This window comes from Cognatiluteimonas profundi, assembly GCF_009792795.1.
In the GTDB taxonomy this organism is placed as follows: Bacteria; Pseudomonadota; Gammaproteobacteria; order Xanthomonadales; family Xanthomonadaceae; genus Cognatiluteimonas; species Cognatiluteimonas profundi.
This window is the reverse complement of sequence record NZ_VKHQ01000004.1, coordinates 121477-139404: the sequence shown is the minus strand read 5'-3', so window position 1 is coordinate 139404 and position 17928 is coordinate 121477. Positions and strand designations below refer to the sequence as shown.

Below are 17928 nucleotides of genomic sequence, written 5' to 3'. Positions count from 1 at the left end.
ACCTACAGCACCGCGTGCGCGAAGTCGAAGTCGAGGTTGCCATCGGCCTGCTGTACCAGGTTGCCCTGGATCAGGTCGATGCCGCTCATCCACAGGGTGGCCGCTCCCTGCGGCTCCTCGACCTGTGGACCGATGACGAGCAGCCCCAGGCGGTGCGCGTTGTCGATCACGCCGCGCAATCGCTCGCTGAGGGCCGGATCGGCGCGGGCGCCCGAATAGCGCGGCGACAATCGCACATAGCGCAGCGGCAACTGTTGCAACAATGCATCCGGTTCGGACCCGTGCAGGAACTGGCTGAGACAGAATAATACGCCCGAGGGCCCGAGGGCCCGAGCGCATCGCAGAACTGTCGCAGCATCTCCGGGTGCACCAGTGCGTCGTCCAGGCGCAGGTCGATGACCAGCGAACCATCCGTGATGGGCTGGCTTGCGAGCTGCTGGAGCAGCCACTGCGCATGCTGTTCGTCGGCCAGCGACCGCGATGACTGGGTCACGAACAGGCGCAGCGCGCGTTGCGATTCGTGGCGGCGATGCAGGCGCTCGATGGCCTGCGCGAGTACCCATCGGTCGATTTGCGGCATCAGCCCCGCGGACTCCGCCGCGGGCACCAGCACGCCGGCTGGCTTCAGCGTGCCATCGGCGTCGCGCATCCGCAGCAGCGCCTGGAACTGCGGCTCATCACCGCCCGCGACCGCGACGACCGGCTGGAAGGCAAGCTCGAAGGCGCCGTCGCGCAGGCCGGCATGCAGGCTTTCGACCAGCATGTCGGCCACCGTGCCCTCGGACGTGTCCGCGACGTGGGCGGCGATCCCGATCGCCTCGGAACGTGCGGCGCGTGCGGCGCGTTCGATCGCGCCCAGCACCGCCCCCGGCTCGGCGAAGGGCGCCAGTGTCGCGAAACCGATCACCGGGCGCAGGCGTTGTGGAATGCCTTCGCAGTCGAAGACGACCTGGCCGATGCCATCGCGCAGCTTGCGCGCCAGGGCTTCGAGCTGGGAGTCGCCGCAGCCTTGGGCGAAGACGAGGAACGCGTTGTCGTTCAGTCGCGCGCACATGCAGTCGCCGGCGACCTCGGCAAGGCGCCGGCCGGCATCGTGCATCAACTGTTCGAAGCCCGAGTAACCGTATCGATCGCGCAGGGCCGGGACGCCCTGGATTTCGACGAAGAGCGCTCCCCCGCCGCCACCGGTCAATGCCGTGGCGACGGACTGCAGCACGAAGGGGCGGTGGTACAGGCCGGTGGTTGCATTGCGACTGGTGTCGCTGCTGCGCTGGCGTTGCAGCGCCCGCGCGCGCTTGATGCGGCTTTGCACCGCCGCGATCAGGTGCCGCGGTCGGATGGGCTTGTTGAGGAAGTCGTCGGCGCCCTGCTCGAGTGCCTCGAACTGACGTTCCACGTCTGGATCCCCGGTGAGGAACACGACCGGTATGTGCGCGAAATCCGGATGCAGCCGGATCAGGCCGATGAGGTCGGTCCCGCTCATCCCGGGCATGTGCAGGTCCATCAGCACGAGGTCCGGGTGGAACTGTTCCATTTCCGGCAGCACGTTCGATGCCGTCTGCACCGCGCGCGCATCGATGCCCGCTCCGCGCAACACGGTTTCCGCGAACAACGCCTGGCTGGCATCGTCCTCGGCGATCAGCACGCGATAGGGGGGCTCTTGCCGGTCGGCAGCGGCCACAGCTGGCGCGTCAGCCGTTGTCGGCTCCGTCGACGCCACGGAAGCATCGGAATGTGAAACTGGGGATGCGGTCATGCGCGCCTCGTGCGAGTCGCCATTATGCGAGTCCACGCGGCTCGCGTCATCGCACGGATTTTCGCCGTCCGAACGGACATCCACGGCGATCGCGCGCCTCAGCCCGGCTCCGGTCGATGCCTGCCGCGAAACAAGGCACGCCAGAACCACCACACGACGCTGGCGAACGAGACGCCGATCGCCACCACCAGCACCAGTGCAAGCCAGGGGTGCACGAACGCCAGTGCGAGTCCGCCGACGACCGCGGCGTCCTCGGTGGTCGACGCGGTCCAGTTGCTGACTGGCTCAGGCGATGTGTTGAGCAGCAGCCGCGTTCCCGTCTTCAGCGCATGGCTGGCCAGCGCCACACCGGCACCGGTCGCGAGCATGCCCGCACCAAGATGGCCATCCGGCGACATGGCCGATGCCGCCAGGAACGCGCCCGCCGGAACCCGCAGCAGCGTATGCAGCAGGTCCCATCCGGTATCGACGCCCGGGATCTTGTCGGCGAAGAATTCCACCAGTGCCAGTGCACCCGACACGCCGAGCACCCAGGGCGACTGCGTCACCTGCAGGGCATGCGGCAGGTCCAGCCAGCCCAGGGCGCCGGCCAGGCCCAGGCCGAATACGGTCAGGTAGACGCGAATGCCCGCCAGCCAGGCAAGCAGGACGCCGATCGCAAACAGGTGGGCTTCGGTCATGACGGCACGCTCCCGGCCGCCACGCGCCGGCCACCGCAACCGCAGCTATACACGCGAATGGCTTGACGCGGGCTAAAGCGGATCGCTATATCCATCCAATGATCCAGCCGTCGTCCGGGCCTCCCGCACCGCAGACTCCCGCACCGGCGTCCGGGGCCGATCATCATCCCGAGGGGCATGGGCTCGCCTACGCGCTCATCGCGGTGTTCCTGCTTGCGCTCGCCTTTGGCGGATGGGGTGCCTGGCGGGTGCTGATGCCCCCGCAGGGCGATCCGCGGGCCATGCTGCGGGCGCAGCAGGCGCGGATCGATGCCCTCGAGCAGCGGACCGCGACGCTCGCCCGATCCGACCAGATCAGCCGCGACGCCAACCGCGACCTGCAAGGAACGCTGGCCGAACGCGATGAGGAAATCGCCGGCCTGCGCGCGGATGTCGCCTTCTACCAGCGCTTCGTCGGCAGCACCGCGCAACGCCGCGGACTCAACGTGCACGCGCTGCACCTGCAGCGCCAGACCGGCCAGGCCTGGCACTTCACCGCCACGCTGACGCAGAACCTGAACCGTGGCGCGGTCAACCGTGGCCAACTCATGCTCTCCGTGGAAGGCAGCCGTGACGGCCATCTCCAGCGCCTGGACTGGCCGCAGTTGCGCCAGCAGGCCAGCGCGCCCGGCGTCGATTACTCGTTCAAGTACTTCCAGCAGGCCGAGGGCGACATCCTGCTGCCGCCGGGCCTGTCGCCGGTCCGCGTGATCGTGCGCCTGCAGCCGGACGGCGCGGCCGCCGTCGAACAGTCGTTCACATGGGCTGAAGCGATCGCCCGGCCGGGCGAGGGTGGCTGAGCGGTCGGGTGCCTGTCGACAGGCCACGCCGTACGGGACACACCGCTTGCGGACGTGACCACCGGCCTGCGCGCGCGGCCGCCAGCTGACGACATATCGGCGGCAAGTGATCTGGCTTGCGGTTGAATCGCGGACGCCAGCCCCCCATCCTGCAGGGATGGAAACCGCTCACGCCAACGCCCACCTCGCGCAGGCCACCGACCTCACCGAAGGACAGGTGCCGGCCCGGCCGCTCGACTTCAGCGCCGCAGCCGCCGCCAAGGTGCGCGAACTGGTCCGCGAGGAAGGCAATCCGCTGCTCAAGCTGCGCGTCTACATCCAGGGCGGCGGATGCTCGGGCTTCCAGTACGGATTCGAATTCGACGAGCAGCAAGGCGAGGATGACCTGGCCATCGTCACCGACGACGTCACCATGCTGGTGGATCCACTGAGCCTGCAATACCTGATGGGCGCCCAGGTCGACTACAGCGAGAGCCTGCACGGCGCGCAGTTCGTGATCCGCAATCCCAACGCCAAGACAACCTGCGGCTGCGGTTCATCGTTCACCGTGTGAACAACGTGGCGCCGCAAGCCCCGCGATGGCCTTTCGCCTTCGTCGACGGCGCGCTGGATCGTGCCGACGCCTTGCGCGACAACCCCGGGACGCTCACGGCACTCTGGCCCGACGCGCGCGTCGTGCTGCTCGATGACGACGGGCAAGCCCTGGCCGACTCCTCGCAGCAACTGCATGCGCCCAGCGGCAGCGACCTGCAAGGCATGCCGGCAGGTGCGGTCTTCCTCGGCCTGAGGGAAAAACAAGCGTGGTTCGCGGCGCGGGCAGTGACGGTGGAGCAGGAAGCACCGCAGCGCGTGGACCTGCGGACCGCGGCGGGCCTGTGGTCGGCGGCTGATTCGACGGTCTTCGCGCAGGCGCGCGCATTGCTGCATTGGCACGCGCGACATCGTTATTGCGGCGTCTGCGGCGGGGATATCGAATTCGTCCGCGCCGGCTGGCTCGGTCGTTGCCGCCAGTGCGCCAGCGAGCATTACCCGCGCACCGACCAGGCCATGATCGCCGCCGTCACCGACGGCAGCCGCCTGTTGCTGGGCCGCCAGTCGCCGTGGCCATCGCGTCGCTACTCGGTGCTGGCTGGATTCGTCGAGCCGGGCGAATCGCTGGAACAGACCGTCGCCCGCGAAGTCTTCGAGGAAGCCGGCGTGCGCGTGCTCGGCTGCCGCTACCTGGCATCCCAGCCCTGGCCCTTCCCCGGTTCCCTGATGCTGGGCTTCATGGCACAGGCGGAGCCTGACGAACCCGTCATCGGCGAGGAGCTGGAGGACGCGCGCTGGTTCGGGCCCGACGAGGTGCGTGAAGGCCTCGCGCGGGACGGCCGCGAGTCGCTGGCCGACGGCGCGCCGGGCATCGTGCTGTCGCCCGCGATCTCGATCTCGCGCTGGCTGGTCGAGCAGTGGCTGGCGGAGATCGACGGCCGCAGCTGAAAGCGGCGCTCCCTCGTCGCGCCATGGATCGCCGTCCGGGGTCGCTGGGCCGTCATCGGCTTTGCGTACAATCCCGGCCATGTCGCTCACGCTCATCGCCGCCGTCGTCGCGCTCGTGCTCGGACACGTGGCGCCCACGCTCGCATCGGCTGTCCGCGATTTCACCTGGTACCGGCGCTGGCTGCAGTGGCTCGACGCGCGCTTCCCTTCCGGTTTCTGGCGCGGGCAGCACGGACTGGTGCTGGCATTGCTGCCGCCGCTGTTGCTGGTCGGACTGTTCCAGGCCGCGTTGTCCAAGCCGCTGCTCGGACTCGCCGGCCTGTTGTTCGCCATCGCGATCCTGTTCTACAGCTGGGGACCGCGCGACCTGGACCTGGATGTCGAGGCGATCGTCGACGCGCCGGACCAGGCCGCGCGAGCCGAGGCCGCGACAAGGCTCGGCGGCAGTCCCGCGCTGGATGCGCCCTCGCTGGTCGAAGCCGTGTTCGCCGCGGCGCAGCGCCGGTGGTTCGGCGTGCTGTTCTGGTTCCTGCTGCTCGGTCCGGTCGGTGCGTTGCTCTACCGGCTGAGCGCATGGTCGGCCGAGGGCGATGCCGCCGACCTGCCGCCGGAGACGCGCGCCGGGGCCAAGGCGTGGCTGGCGTTCCTCGACTGGCCCGTTGCCCAGCTGATGACGCTGGCGCTGGCGCTGGTGGGCGATTTCGACAGCGTGGTCGGCGCCTGGAAAGACAACGGTGGTGCATCGATGCAGTTCGATGCCAACTTCCTCGCCGCTGCCGCGCGCGCCAGCGTGCGCACCGAACTGGCCGACGAAGCCATGGATTACGCCGACCATGGCGTCGTGGCGCCCGGCATCCTCACCGCCGTCATGGGCGAGTTGCCGGAACTGCGCGATGCGATGAGCCTGGTCTGGCGCAGCCTGCTGTTGTGGCTGGTGGTGATGGCCTTGTTCGTGGTCGCCGGCTGGGTCGGCTGAGCCTGGGTCAGCTGAGCAAGCGTCAGGCGGCGTCACCGCGTAACGCGCGCACCTGCGCCTCAAGTCCTGCCGCGTTGCTCGCCGCGCCATCGAGTGCGGCGCCGGCCACGACGTCGACGTGTGCGCGGATCCTACGCGGCGCGCGCAGGCGTCCCAGGCGGGTGTCGCGGCGGCTCCACATGCTCGCCCACATGCCGCGCAATGCCATCGGCACGACGGGGACCGGGCGCGCGGCGAGGATGCGTTCGATACCCGACTTGAATGCCGCGATCCCGCCGTCGCTCGTGAGCCTGCCTTCGGGGAAGATCCCCACCAGTTCGCCCGCATCCAGCGCCGCCTCGATGTCGGCGAACGCACGCTGCATCAGCGTCGGATCCTCGCGCGCACCGGCAATGGGAATGGCGCGCGCGGTGCGGAAGATCCAGCGCAGCACCGGGATGTCGAAGATCCGGTAGTGCATGACGAAGCGCACCGGGCGCGGGATGCTGCCGCCCAGGATGAGCGCGTCCATGTAGCTGACGTGGTTGCACACGATCAGCGCCGGCCCTTCATCGGGGATGTTCTCGATGCCGTCCACGCGCAGCCGGTACAGGGTGTTCACCAGCAGCCAGCTGCACAACCGCATCAGGAATTCCGGCACCAGGGTGAAGATGTAGATCGCGACGACGGCGTTGAGGATGGCCAGCCCGAGGAAGAACCGCGGGATGCTCCAGTGCAGCCATCGCTGCGCCGCGACGCAGGACAGCGACGCCGCGACGATGAACAGTGCGTTGAGGATGTTGTTGCCGGCGATGACCCGCGAGAGCTCCGACTTTGGCGTGCGGTGCTGCACCAGCGCGAACAGCGGCACGAGGAAGAATCCGCCGAACACGCCGATCATCGCCAGGTCGAACAGGATGCGCAGGCTGCCATTGGCCTGGATGAAGGCCGCGATGCCGAGGCCATGGACCGTCGCCATGCCGGGGCGTGCGAAGTAGAGGTCGAGCGCGAAGGCGGTGATGCCGAAGGCGCCCAGCGGCACCAGTCCGATCTCCACCGTGCGTCGCGACAGCCGCTCGCACAGCAACGAACCGATGCCGGTCCCGACCGAGAACACGCCCAGGGCCAGCAGGAACAAGGACCCGTCGCCGCCGAGGTTGTCCTTCGCGTACAGCGGCAGTTGCGCCGTCAATGCCGTGCCGAAGAACCAGAACCATGAGATGCCCAGCACCGAATTGAAGACCGCGCGCTGGCGCGTGCACAGCGACAATGCGCGCGCCGTCTGCGCGACGATGTTCCAACTGATGTGCAAGCCCGGCGCAGTGGGCGGGGCCGGCGGGATCGCGCGGCTGCTGGCGTAACCGGTGATGGCGATGGCGAGCACGGCAAGCGATGCCAGCAGCGGACCGTGGACCGGCGACAGCATCAGGCCCCCGCCGAGCATCATGCCGAACAGGATCGCCAGTGCAGTGCCCATTTCGACCAGGCCGTTGCCGCCCACCAGTTCGTCGGCATGCAGCGCCTGCGGCAGGATCGCGTACTTGATCGGCCCGAACATCGTCGAATGCAGTCCCATCAGGAACAGCACCACCAGCAGCAGGACTGCGTGGTGTGCGTAGAAGCCCCAGGCCGCAATCGACATCGCCGCGATCTCGAACAGCTTGATCCAGCGGATCAGCCGCGTCTTCTCGTATTTCTCGGCGAATTGCCCGGCCATCCCGGAGAACAAAAAGAACGGCAGGATGAACAGCGCTGGCGCGAGGTAGACGTACAACGACGCCTGGCTGGCGGCGAGCCCGAGCTGGGAGACGATCAGCACGATGGTCGCGTTGCGGAAGACGTTGTCGTTGAACGCCCCCAGCACCTGGGTGACGAAGAACGGCGCGAACCTGCGCTGGCGCAGGAGCGCGAACTGGTTGTGCGGCATGCCGTGCGCCATGTGGCCCCCTAGCGATTCCGCGGGAGCCTAGCAGAGCAGAGCTTTTCGCAGGAGTGGCTTATAGCCGCGAGTTCTTGATCTTCTTCCCCACACGGACGAAAAGCTCGCGGCTATAAACCGCTCCTACAAACCGAGGTCGCCTTGCGCGTCCGCGCGCAAAGCTGGGCGCACGCGCGCGAACGCCAGCAGCTCGCCGAGGCGCGCGCCTTTCTGTCGCCAATCCTCGAACAGCGACTCACCGACCAGCGCGTAATGCCAGTTGCGCTCGCCGCGTAGTTCCGCTGGCAACGCATTGATCCGCTCGCACCAGGTCGCCGCCGCCTTCAGCTTGCGCTGCACATTGGGATGCGCGACCTGCTGCTGCGCCTTGGTTTCGGCCATGTAGATCGCGTCGGCCGTGCGTGCCATGAAGTCGGGAAAATAGAACGCCGGCAGGCCATCGTCCTTGACGTAGCGCATCCGGGCGAAGTCGTGGCGGTTCTCGCTGATCTTGCAGAAGGCCTCGATGCCGCTGTCGGCCTGCGCCCACTCAATGAAGGCTTTCTCCAGACCGCCGCTGCGACTCGGATATGCCAGCCGCGTGTAGATGCACTTGCCGACCTCAAGAGAAGAACTCTCGCGGACCATCAGCTTCGACACTTCCGACAGGCGACGATGGCGCACTTCGGTCTCGCCGACGACGACGCGATCCTCTGATTTCACCAGTGCCAGCCCGAAGACCTTGACGATGTGGTCGACCACCGGCTGCAACAGCAGTAGTTTCCAGCCCTCCTCGTCGAACGGCTCGAACGCCTCCGCGAACAGGCGCTCCCGGATGTAGTCATCCAGTGCTGTCGCCAGCTGCACCGTATTGATCTGCAGGTAAGGCGTCGCCAGGTGTTCGGCGATGCGGTTGCCCCGAGGCAATGGCTCGTTGAGGCCCTGGCCGATGCGCCGGGTCAGTCGCGACAGCAGCTCGTTGTAGCCGCTGACGTTCATCACCGCGCCGTCGACGCGGTAGTCACCGAACAATGTGCTGCTTTGCAGGTCCTGCGACGTGAACGTGTCGCCCTTGCCGAGCAGGCTTTGCAGTTCGGAACGGCGCATCGCCGCGAACGGCAGTAGCGACGCGATCTCGATCGGCAGGTGGTCGACGTTCTCGTCAGCCTCGCGCAGGATGAAAGGGATGGCGAAGTCGAAGCGTTCGTAACCTTCGCGCAGCTCCGCCGCCAGCAGGTCGCCGGTCGCCGTCGTGTCGTCATCGTCGCCGGTGATGCCGACCAGGCCTTCGGCCATCAGGTCGTCGTAGAAACCCTGGAACGCCGGATGCTCGACGATCGAAAGGATGTCGATCAGGCTGCCCGGCTCCTCGCCGTGGTTGATGCGCTCGCGGTTCTCGCGCTTGAGGTCGGCATATTCTGGCTCGCGCCACATCAGCCTCAGGCCGCGGCCGATGGTCTGTTCCAGCAGGATCTGCGCGCCGCTGGCGCGCAACGGCACGATCACACAGATGTTGTTGACGTCGAAGCCCTCGCGCAGCATCAGCACGCTGACGATCGCGCGCGGCTGTGCATGCTTGTCGATGTTGAACAGCTTCTGCCGCAGCGGTGCCCACTCTTTCTCACCGAGTTCGGCTTTCCTGCCCGAATCGACGGTCAGAACATCATCCTCGTGCAGGCCCTCGTCCACGAGGAATCGGGCCACCAGCGGCGAGACCTTGGTGTCCTCGCAGACCACCAGCAGCTTGGGATGGCGCCCCGGGTCGATTCTGGCGAAGTCGGCTTCCAGTTTGCGCAGCTTCGACAACCCGGCACGCAACATCACCCGTTGCCCTTCGGACAGGTTGATGTTGCCATCGTCGTCGCGCTCGGCCTTGAACTCCAGCGGCAGCGCGCCGAGCTCCTTGCGCCGGTCCAGCACCAGCGACTTCACCAGCCCCATCCGCATCGCGGTCTTGAGGTCGAAGTCGACCACGATGTGCGGGAAGTAAAGCTTGCCCTTCTTCTTTCCCGTACCGATGTCGTTGTACGGCGTGGCGGAGAAGTCGACCTGCACGAAGCGCCGGCCTTTGCCTTCGGCGATCCGCGACAGGCTTTTCTGCCATTCGACCTCGCTGGACTCGCCTTCCTTCTTCAGTTCATGGATGTGGTGCGCTTCGTCATTGAACACCAGCAGGTCTGGCAGTTCGGCAAGGAAGGACAGCACGTTGCCGCGCGTCCAGCGGCGGTCGAGCATGTCCAGGCTGTTGCCGGTGGCGCGCCCTGGTGCCAGCGGCAGCACCATGCGTGCGACGACGTCGGCATCCGCAACCAGCGCCGGTGCATCGATGGCATCCTCGGCCTCGATCGCTTCCTGCTCTTCTTCGACTTCGCTCAGTAGGTGCCAGTTGGCCACCGCAATCATGCCGTTGCCGGTGGCCTTCAGGCCGATGTCCTGCTTGATGCAGAAATTGCCGCGCACGAACTGCTGGATCCGCTCGCGCCGCGCCGGCGGCATGAACAGGTCAGCATAGGAGGCGATGTCGGAGCTCGCGAAGTCGCGGCTCTTGTCTTCGCGTTCCTTACCGAGGAAGGCATCCAGCAGGCGCTCGTACACGATCAGCCCGGGCGCGACGATCAGGAAGCGGCGGGTGAAGCGCGGATCGTCGCGCCCTTCGTCCAGCGCCGCGGTCTTGTTCAGCAGCTGCCAGATCAGCAGCGCCTGCAGCACCCAGGTCTTGCCGGTGCCGGTCGCCATCTTCAGGCAGTACTTCGGGTGTGCGTGCTTGCCCTGGGTGACTTCGGCCAGGCGGGTGCCTTCGAGCAGTGCCTCGGCGCAGACCTGCTTGTAGAGATCGGCGAGGTTGGGGCTCGCGAGCACTTCATGCGCGACGATCACATTGAGGATCGCCTGGCGCTGGCCCGGGTGGAAGTTGAACGCGCGCGACTGGCAGGCATCCTCGCCGAACCACCAGCGCAGCAGTTCCGCAGTTACTGGCGTGACCAGGTCGTAGAGGTCGGCGATGCCGTGTTCCAGGCCGATGCACAACTGCTGCGTGCGTGCGGTCAGTGCTTCGGCCAGCGCCAGCGGATTGGCGGGCTCACGCATGATCCTGCTCCACGCGCTTGCAAGGAGTAAACAAATTGTTTATGGTGATTGGGCGGGAGTTCGCCGGGTAAACAGGAGTGACCGGGTGATAAGGAGCTTTGTCGACAGGGAAGCCGAATCGCTGTTCGCAACAGGACGGTCGCGGCGACTTCCGCAAGGCATCGTGCGACGTGCGATAGGGCGCCTGCAGCATTTGCACTTCGCCGCGTGTCCGGAGGATTTGCGCTACCCGCCCTCCAATCGTCTCGAAGCCTTGAAGGGCGACCGCGCAGGCCAATGGAGCATCCGCATCAACGATCAATGGCGGGTGTGCTTCCGCTTCGAGGGTGGTGACGCCTTCGACGTCGAGATCGTTGATTACCACTGAGGAACCGCAATCATGTCCATTCCCGCCATCAAGAATGGTCTGCCGCCGATTCACCCCGGCGAACTGCTCGAGGAAATCCTGCATGATCTCGCCATGAGCCAGGCCGCTTTCGCGCGCTCGATCGATGTCTCGCCTATGCGCATTTCGCACGTGATCCGCGGCGAACGGCCGGTCACGGCGGAACTCGCGTTGCGCTTCGGACGCGCTTTCGGCCAGACCCCGCAGATGTGGCTGAACTGGCAAACCAGCTACGACCTCAAGATCGCCGAGCGCGAACTCAAGGGTAGCCTGGGCAAGGTGCGACGCCTCGCCGCATAGACGCGGCTGGTTCATTCCTTCACCAGTTGCACCACTTCGGCCTCGAAGCCGAACACGTCGACCGCGCGCACGCAGACGCGGCGCGCGCCGGCCTTGCTTGGCACGGTGAAGTTTGCTTCGGTGACCACACGCAACGCATCGCCGTCGTTGGCGGTATTGCCGCGGTAGTCCTGCCAGACCGAACGGAACACTTCGCCGTCGTAATCCGGGTCCACTGCCCAGTATTCGATCAGCGCCAGCGGTTCGGCGTTCATCACCTTGTGCAATTTGCCGCGGTTGTCCTCGTCGAGGTTGATCGCTTCGGGCGAGAGCAGCACGTAGTTGTCGAGGGTGACGCGCAGCTGGTCGTTGTCGCCGCTGCGCTGGCGCTGCACCGGCTTGACCGTCAGGTACTGCAGGGTGGAGAAGCGCACTTGCCCGCGCAGCTTCTCGATGCCGCCTTTCTTGCGCAGGCGGTCGAGCAGGTCCGGCGGGATCACGAGCACTTCCAGTCGCGGATCGTTGAGCGCGGCGATGCTCTGGCCGATCGACGGCTCGAAGTTCCAGCCCAGCACCACGACGCGATCCCAGCCGCCGAGCAGGTGTTCGCGCTGCGCGATCGCCTTGCGCAGGGTGGCGTCACCGGTGAGCTTGTTGGGCGAATCGACCAGCACCAGCGTCTTCTTGCCGGCATAGACCACCGCGCCGAGGTTGCGCAGCGGGTTGTCCTCCGGCTGCAGCGGCAGCGCGCCGTACAGCGACAGCACGATGCCCGACAGGTCGCCGATGCGGAAGTTGCGGCCGAGCGAGCTTTTCGCCGCCTCGACCTGGTAATCGCCGATCGCCTGGTACAGGAACGGCTTCGCGCCCTGGTCGATCAGGCGCTTGCGCATGATCATGCAGGCCGGCTTGCCGAGGTCGCTGGTGATCCAGCGGCGGCCGAGTTTTTCGGCAACGGCGGCAGTGGTGCCGGAGCCACCGAAGAAGTCGGCGACTAGATCGCCAGAATTAGATGAGGCGGCAATAATTCTGGCGAGAAGCTTTTCTGGCTTTTGTGTGTCATAGCCCACCGATTCGTTAAGGATCGGGGAGTTGGCTGCCATTGATGGGCAATCCGTCCAGACGCTTCCAACCAGCCTGCCTTCGTCTGCGTAATAGATGTAGCTCTTCCCATTAACAATGCGTTCTCGGTATCGACGTCCGTCGGCATCGATGTTTGTGAAATGCATTGCCTGGCTTGTTTCGGCAAAGGGCTGACGGAGTTGCTCGACTGCATGATTGAATGTGAACGCAGTCGATTTTGAATAACAAAGAATGTCGTTGTGCTGGTTGCTCCATTCTTGTCGACCTTTAGCACCCGTACCCAACTGCCATATCAAACAGCCCTTGAGATTTTTTCGATCAAATACTTCATCCATCACCAATTTCACGTAATGACCTACGTGGTAATCCAGATGCACATAGATCGACCCGGTATCGCGCAATAGTTCGCGCATCAGCACCAGCCGCGGCACGATCATCGCCAGATATGAGGCGGTGCCATCCGACCAGGTGTCGGAATAGGCGAACTGCTCGATCACCGTCGGCCGCTGTTCCAGTTCAACGCCCGGTAGCGTGACCTTGGTGCGGTAGTCGGCCTTGGAGTCGAACGGGGGGTCGATGTAGATCAGATCGACCTGGCCGCGCAGGCTCGGTGTGTGCGCGTCGCCTGCCAGCAGCGCGGCCATCGCCAGCAGGTTGTCGCCGTAGATCAGGCGGTTGCTCCAGCCCGCTTCGCCGTTGGTGTCGCCCTGCAGGTGCGCGCGTCGCTGCGCAGTAGCGATCCAGTCGGCGGCGGCGGTGTCCTTCGATGGCAGCACCCATTCGCGCGTCTGCAACGCCACCCGATGGCGGCTTTCCAGGCTCTCCAGGATGCGTTCCGCCTGCTGCCGTCCCTCGGCAACGATCCTTGGCAGTTGTTCGAGGAGGGACTTGGGCATGGACCCGGCGGGTTCGCGCGTTGAGTCGACATGAAAGCAAAACTTTCATCAAAGTGAAAGAAAAACTTCCAATGCCAGTCCGCGCGGCCACTACCGTCCGGTGCCATGAAGGACGAGAAAGCGGAATTTGCAGCGCGATTGCGCACCGCCCTGAAAGACGCCGGCATCGAGGCCAGCCCCGCGGTGATCGAGAAGCGGTTCAATTCCCGCTACCGGGGAGCGCCGGTGACCGCGCAGGCGATATCCGGCTGGCTCAATGGCAAGTCGATGCCAAAGCAGGACAAGATCCGGGTGCTGGCGGCGATCGTGGGCTTGGAACCGCACGAGCTGCAGTTCGGTGGCAAGTCACGGATCGGCGAGGGTCCGGCCGTCTGGGAAGCCATGAGCACCCAGGATCGTGCGGTGTTCGAGGCTTTTGTCGGCCTGCCGGTTGCGCAGCGCAAGCTGGTCCGCGAACTGATCATGGCGTTGTCCGCGCCACGCATCGGATCGAAGGGTGTCTAGCGTTACAGCAGCCAGAGTTGCCCGCGGGCCGGCTGCTTCGGCCGCGTCCAGTAGTTCAACACGAGTTGCCCTGGCGCTGCCGGATCGCGTGCCGGCAACTTGAACTTGCGCCAGGGTTGGATCGCGTTGGTGTCAGCCCCGCCGACCAGCAACCGATGCGGCAGTTGCCATTGGGTACTGGCGCGATGCCGGGCGCGCCGCCGACGCACCCGGCACCAGGACGTGGATATCAGCAGGAATGCGGCGATATCGACCATGCGTCGGTCGAAACGCTCTACCAGCCATCGCCACGCTGCGGTTTCGGAGTGATAGGGGTCGACCGGCTCGGGTTCGGGGACGACGGATTCGAGTGCTTCGAGCAGCGATAACGGATGCTCGGCTTCGTTCGGGGCCAACCGATCCCATGAGCGAGGCCCGCGTTCTCCCGCATCAGGCGCGAACTGGTCCGGACGCTCGGCGCTGCGCAGCACACCACCCGCGCTGCGGGCGCGGCTGCGCAGGCGGCGCAGCAAGCGATCGACATCCTCCAGATCATCGAGGTCGAGGGCGCATCCTTGTTTGTCGCCCAGTGCGATCGCTGCGAGGCAGGCCTCGCCGTACAGGTCGCCTTTGTCCCACTGTCCGCGCGAGTATCCAAGGATGCCTTTCAGCTCCGCGGCATAGCCGTCGAGGAAGGCAGCGATCGCTGCGAAATCAAGATTGGACATGGTGAATGACAGCGGTCGGTGCGTGGCCGTCCTGCGCTTCAGCCGCGCTCCCGCCCGATCGCCCGCCAGCCGATGTCGTGCCGGTGGAACTCGCCATGCCAGGAAATCCCGGCCACCTGCGCATAGGCCTTGCGCTGCGCAGCGCCGACGGAAACGCCCAGCGCGCACACGCACAGCACGCGTCCGCCCGAGGTCACGATGTTGCCGTCGACCTGGCGCGTGCCGGCGTGGAACACCTTGGTGTCGGCCACGTCGGGCACGTCCCACTCGTTGATCGGGTCGCCAAGGCGCGGTGTCGCGGGGTAATGCTCGGCGGCCATGACCACGCCGAGCGATGCGCGCGGGTCCCACTGCGCCTGCACCTGGTCCAGGCGGCCATCGATCGCCGCCTCGACCAGGTCGAGCAGGTCCGATTGCAGGCGCATCAGGACCGGCTGCGTCTCCGGATCGCCGAAGCGCGCGTTGTACTCGATCACTTTCGGCGCACCGGACGCATCGATCATCAGCCCGGCGTAAAGGAAGCCGGTGAAGGGAATGCCATCGCTGGCCATGCCGCGCACGGTGGGTTCGACGACCTCGCGCATCACGCGCGCATGCACGTCGGCGGTGATGACCGGCGCTGGCGAATACGCGCCCATGCCGCCGGTGTTGGGCCCGGTGTCGCCGTCGCCAACGCGCTTGTGGTCCTGCGAGGTCGCCATCGGCAGCGCGGTGACGCCATCGACCATCGAGATGAAACTGGCTTCCTCGCCGGCGAGGAATTCCTCGATCACCACGCGCGCACCCGCCGCGCCCATCGTGTTGCCGGCAAGCATGTCGGTGACTGCCGCTTCGGCCTCGGCCAGCGTCATCGCGACGACGACGCCCTTGCCGGCGGCCAGTCCGTCGGCCTTGACCACGATCGGCGCACCGATGCCGCGCACGTGCGCGAGCGCGGCAGCGACATCGGTGTGCACCGCGTAATGCGCGGTCGGGATGCCGTGGCGCTGGAGGAAATCCTTGGCGAAGGCCTTGCTGCCTTCGAGCTGCGCGGCCGCTGCCGTCGGCCCGAAGATGCGCATGCCGGCGGCGCGGAATCGATCGACGATGCCCGCCACCAGCGGGCCCTCGGGACCGACGACCGTGACGCTGACGGACTCGTCGCGGGCCAGCGCCAGCAGGCCGTCGATGTCATCGGCCATGACCGCGACGTTGCGGCACTTCGGCTCGGCGGCGGTCCCGGCGTTTCCCGGTGCGACCAGCACCGCATCGATGCGCGGCGACTGCGCCAGCTTCCACGCCAGCGCGTGTTCGCGCCCACCACCACCCACGACGAGGATTTTCATGAAGTCCTCAATGCCGGAAATGACGAATGCCGGTGAAGACCATCGCGATGTCGTGCTCGTCGGCGGCAGCGATCACTTCGGCGTCGCGCATCGATCCTCCGGGCTGGATCACCGCGACGATGCCGGCGGCCGCAGCGGCGTCGATGCCGTCGCGGAACGGGAAGAATGCATCGCTGGCCATCACCGAGCCCTTCACCCCGAGCCCGGCGTCCTCCGCCTTCATGGCGGCGATGCGCGCACTGATCACGCGGCTCATCTGCCCCGCGCCGATGCCGATCGTGCGGTGGTCGCGCGCATAGACGATCGCATTGGATTTGACGTACTTGGCGATGCGCCAGGCAAACAGCAGGTCGTCCAGTTCGGTCGGCGTCGGCGCGCGGCGCGTCACCACCTTGAGCTCCTCGCGCGTCACTTCGCGGTCGTCGCTGGTCTGCACCAGCAGGCCCGAACCCACGCGCTTGAAGTCGAAGCGGTTGCGGGCCGGCCCTTCGGGGATCCGCAGCACGCGCACGTTGGCTTTCTTCGCGCAGACTTCCAGCGCGCCGGGCTCGTAGTCCGGTGCGGCCAGCACCTCGACGAACTGCCGGTCCAGGATCGCTTTCGCCGTCCGCGCATCGAGCTTGCGGTTGAAGGCGATGATGCCGCCGAATGCCGAGGTCGGATCGGTCGCATAGGCCTGTTCGTAGCTGTCCAGGCAGCTCTGCGACTCGGCGACGCCGCAGGGATTGGCATGCTTGACGATGACGCATGCGGCGCGGTCGAACTGGCGCACGCATTCCCACGCGGCGTCGGCATCGGCCAGGTTGTTGTAGCTCAGCTCCTTGCCCTGCAACTGGGTGAAGGTCGCCAGGGCGCCGGCAACCGGATCCACGTCGCGATAGAACGCGCCCTGCTGGTGCGGATTCTCGCCGTAGCGCAGGTCCATCGCCTTGACGAAGGTGATGTTCTGCTGCGCCGGGAACAGCGCGCGCCCGCCGGCGGCATCGAGCGAGGACAGGTAGTCGCTGATGCAGGCGTCGTAGCGCGCGACGCGATTGAATGCCGCGACCGACAGTGCGAAACGCGTCGCCGCCGACAGGGTTCCCTTGTTGGTCTGCAGCTCGGCGACGACCTGGCCATATTGCGCGGGATCGGTCGCGACGGCGACGCGCGCGTAATTCTTGGCCGCCGAACGCAGCATCGCCGGGCCGCCGATGTCGATGTTCTCGATGATGTCCTCCATCGAGGCATCGGGATTGGCGGCGACGGTCTCGAAGGGGTACAGGTTGAGGACCAGCAGGTCGATCGGCTCGATGCCGTGCGCCGCCATGACCGCATCGTCGGTGCCCGAGCGGCCAAGCAGCCCGCCATGGACCATGGGATGCAGCGTCTTGACGCGGCCGTCCATCATTTCCGGGAAGCCGGTGAGGTCGCTGACATCGCGCACCGGCAATCCGGCGTCGCGGATGGCCGCGGCGGTACCGCCGGTCGAGACCAGGTCGATGCCGAGTGCGACAAGCGCCTGCGCCAGTTCGACCAGGCCGGTCTTGTCGGACACCGACAGCAACGCGCGACGCACGGGGAGATGGTCTGCGGACATGCGGGAGTCGGGGGTCGGCGAGGGCCGCGAATTATAGCGGGGCGCCGCGATCGCAGGCGTATGGCTCGAAAGTCCGGCGCGCCGCCGCGCGCAAACGGGACCCGCGTGCGGGCGTTCTTGAACCCCGGCCCTCAGGCGATGCCGTAATCCCGCAGTTTCTTGCGCAGGGTTGCGCGGTGGATGCCGAGCATCGCCGCGGCGCGGCTCTGGTTGCCGTCGCAATGGTTCAGCACTTCGGCGAACAGCGGGATCTCGAGTTCGCGCAGGGCGATTTCGTAGAGGTCGTCGGCCGACGATCCATCGAGGTCGCGCAGGTAGCGGCGGACCGAAGTGGCCACGTGCTCGCGCAACGGTGCCCGCGCGCTGGCGCGATTCGGATTGCCGATGGAATCGGATCGGTCGGCGGAATTCAACGAGGGTCCCCAATGCAGCGTGCGACACACCGCCAGTGCATGA

The 17928-nt window shown here is 66.4% G+C and carries 16 protein-coding genes and 1 pseudogene; 7 read left to right on the top strand and 10 right to left on the bottom strand.

What is annotated here, in order from left to right; translation table 11 throughout:
• Nucleotides 1–2 precede the first annotated feature (2 nt).
• The 3 genes and pseudogenes from GST15_RS12920 to GST15_RS07225 all read right to left on the bottom strand — a co-directional run bounded on the left by GST15_RS12920 (nt 3) and on the right by GST15_RS07225 (nt 2436).
• Nucleotides 3–449, bottom strand: a complete 447-nt coding sequence (locus tag GST15_RS12920) for an EAL domain-containing protein (protein ID WP_267902545.1) — start codon at nt 447–449, stop codon at nt 3–5.
• Nucleotides 368–1756 (bottom strand): annotated as a pseudogene (locus tag GST15_RS07230) (EAL domain-containing response regulator); the annotation flags it as partial. The gene GST15_RS12920 and the pseudogene GST15_RS07230, both read right to left, overlap by 82 nt.
• A gap of 98 nt (nt 1757–1854) precedes the next feature.
• Nucleotides 1855–2436, bottom strand: a complete 582-nt coding sequence (locus GST15_RS07225; RefSeq protein ID WP_159016596.1) for a DUF4126 domain-containing protein — start codon at nt 2434–2436, stop codon at nt 1855–1857.
• 98 nt (nt 2437–2534) lie between these two features.
• Between GST15_RS07225 and GST15_RS07220 the strand changes: the two genes are divergently transcribed.
• From GST15_RS07220 to GST15_RS07205, 4 genes are all read left to right on the top strand, one after another.
• Nucleotides 2535–3275, top strand: a complete 741-nt coding sequence (locus GST15_RS07220; protein ID WP_233263098.1) for a DUF6776 family protein — start codon at nt 2535–2537, stop codon at nt 3273–3275.
• Nucleotides 3276–3432: 157 nt separating this feature from the next.
• On the top strand, nt 3433–3828 hold the full coding sequence (gene erpA / locus GST15_RS07215; RefSeq protein ID WP_159016595.1) for an iron-sulfur cluster insertion protein ErpA: 396 nt from the start codon (nt 3433–3435) through the stop codon (nt 3826–3828).
• 5 nt (nt 3829–3833) lie between these two features.
• Complete coding sequence (nudC, locus tag GST15_RS07210; RefSeq protein ID WP_159016594.1) at nt 3834–4754, top strand: NAD(+) diphosphatase; 921 nt, start codon at nt 3834–3836, stop codon at nt 4752–4754.
• Nucleotides 4755–4833: 79 nt separating this feature from the next.
• Nucleotides 4834–5730, top strand: coding sequence for a hypothetical protein (locus tag GST15_RS07205; RefSeq protein WP_159016593.1), 897 nt, complete (start codon nt 4834–4836; stop codon nt 5728–5730).
• A 22-nt stretch (nt 5731–5752) separates the two neighbouring features.
• Here GST15_RS07205 and GST15_RS07200 read toward each other — a convergent pair whose 3' ends face one another.
• Complete coding sequence (locus GST15_RS07200) at nt 5753–7636, bottom strand: MFS transporter (RefSeq protein WP_159016592.1); 1884 nt, start codon at nt 7634–7636, stop codon at nt 5753–5755.
• A gap of 135 nt (nt 7637–7771) precedes the next feature.
• Nucleotides 7772–10714, bottom strand: a complete 2943-nt coding sequence (locus GST15_RS07195) for a DEAD/DEAH box helicase family protein (protein ID WP_159016591.1) — start codon at nt 10712–10714, stop codon at nt 7772–7774.
• Nucleotides 10715–10799: 85 nt separating this feature from the next.
• On the opposite strand from GST15_RS07195, the gene GST15_RS07190 reads away from it, so the two are divergent.
• Together GST15_RS07190 and GST15_RS07185 are read left to right on the top strand one after the other, a co-directional pair.
• A complete protein-coding gene (locus GST15_RS07190; RefSeq protein WP_159017091.1) occupies nt 10800–11081 on the top strand; it encodes a type II toxin-antitoxin system RelE/ParE family toxin in 282 nt (93 codons plus the stop codon).
• A gap of 12 nt (nt 11082–11093) precedes the next feature.
• Nucleotides 11094–11399 (top strand): HigA family addiction module antitoxin, encoded by a 306-nt coding sequence (locus GST15_RS07185; RefSeq protein ID WP_159016590.1) that lies wholly within the window; start codon nt 11094–11096, stop codon nt 11397–11399.
• A gap of 11 nt (nt 11400–11410) precedes the next feature.
• On the opposite strand, the gene GST15_RS07180 is transcribed toward GST15_RS07185, so the two are convergent.
• Entirely contained in the window at nt 11411–13261 is a 1851-nt protein-coding gene (locus GST15_RS07180; protein ID WP_233263097.1) for a site-specific DNA-methyltransferase, read from the bottom strand.
• Nucleotides 13262–13462: 201 nt separating this feature from the next.
• Here GST15_RS07180 and GST15_RS07175 point away from each other — a divergent pair, with 201 nt between their 5' ends.
• Complete coding sequence (locus tag GST15_RS07175; RefSeq protein WP_159016588.1) at nt 13463–13861, top strand: transcriptional regulator; 399 nt, start codon at nt 13463–13465, stop codon at nt 13859–13861.
• A gap of 2 nt (nt 13862–13863) precedes the next feature.
• Here the strand turns inward: GST15_RS07175 and GST15_RS07170 are convergent, their stop codons facing one another.
• From GST15_RS07170 to fis, 4 genes are all read right to left on the bottom strand, one after another.
• Entirely contained in the window at nt 13864–14568 is a 705-nt protein-coding gene (locus tag GST15_RS07170; RefSeq protein WP_159016587.1) for a hypothetical protein, read from the bottom strand.
• Between the two features lie 38 nt (nt 14569–14606).
• Nucleotides 14607–15893 (bottom strand): phosphoribosylamine--glycine ligase, encoded by a 1287-nt coding sequence (purD, locus tag GST15_RS07165; RefSeq protein ID WP_159016586.1) that lies wholly within the window; start codon nt 15891–15893, stop codon nt 14607–14609.
• 7 nt (nt 15894–15900) lie between these two features.
• Entirely contained in the window at nt 15901–17472 is a 1572-nt protein-coding gene (purH, locus tag GST15_RS07160; protein ID WP_159016585.1) for a bifunctional phosphoribosylaminoimidazolecarboxamide formyltransferase/IMP cyclohydrolase, read from the bottom strand.
• Nucleotides 17473–17603: 131 nt separating this feature from the next.
• Nucleotides 17604–17885: a DNA-binding transcriptional regulator Fis gene (gene fis / locus GST15_RS07155; RefSeq protein WP_159016584.1), complete on the bottom strand. Its 282-nt coding sequence runs from the start codon at nt 17883–17885 to the stop codon at nt 17604–17606.
• Nucleotides 17886–17928 lie beyond the last annotated feature (43 nt).

What these genes read in the sequence shown, in the direction of transcription:
- GST15_RS07225 (WP_159016596.1), bottom strand. Translation starts at nt 2,436, where the DNA reads ATGACCGAAGCCCACCTGTTTGCGATCGGCGTCCTGCTTGCCTGGCTG.
- GST15_RS07220 (WP_233263098.1), top strand. Translation starts at nt 2,535, where the DNA reads ATGATCCAGCCGTCGTCCGGGCCTCCCGCACCGCAGACTCCCGCACCG.
- erpA (WP_159016595.1), top strand. Translation starts at nt 3,433, where the DNA reads ATGGAAACCGCTCACGCCAACGCCCACCTCGCGCAGGCCACCGACCTC.
- GST15_RS07205 (WP_159016593.1), top strand. Translation starts at nt 4,834, where the DNA reads ATGTCGCTCACGCTCATCGCCGCCGTCGTCGCGCTCGTGCTCGGACAC.
- GST15_RS07200 (WP_159016592.1), bottom strand. Translation starts at nt 7,636, where the DNA reads ATGCCGCACAACCAGTTCGCGCTCCTGCGCCAGCGCAGGTTCGCGCCG.
- GST15_RS07195 (WP_159016591.1), bottom strand. Translation starts at nt 10,714, where the DNA reads ATGCGTGAGCCCGCCAATCCGCTGGCGCTGGCCGAAGCACTGACCGCA.
- GST15_RS07185 (WP_159016590.1), top strand. Translation starts at nt 11,094, where the DNA reads ATGTCCATTCCCGCCATCAAGAATGGTCTGCCGCCGATTCACCCCGGC.
- GST15_RS07175 (WP_159016588.1), top strand. Translation starts at nt 13,463, where the DNA reads ATGAAGGACGAGAAAGCGGAATTTGCAGCGCGATTGCGCACCGCCCTG.
- GST15_RS07170 (WP_159016587.1), bottom strand. Translation starts at nt 14,568, where the DNA reads ATGTCCAATCTTGATTTCGCAGCGATCGCTGCCTTCCTCGACGGCTAT.
- purD (WP_159016586.1), bottom strand. Translation starts at nt 15,893, where the DNA reads ATGAAAATCCTCGTCGTGGGTGGTGGTGGGCGCGAACACGCGCTGGCG.
- purH (WP_159016585.1), bottom strand. Translation starts at nt 17,472, where the DNA reads ATGTCCGCAGACCATCTCCCCGTGCGTCGCGCGTTGCTGTCGGTGTCC.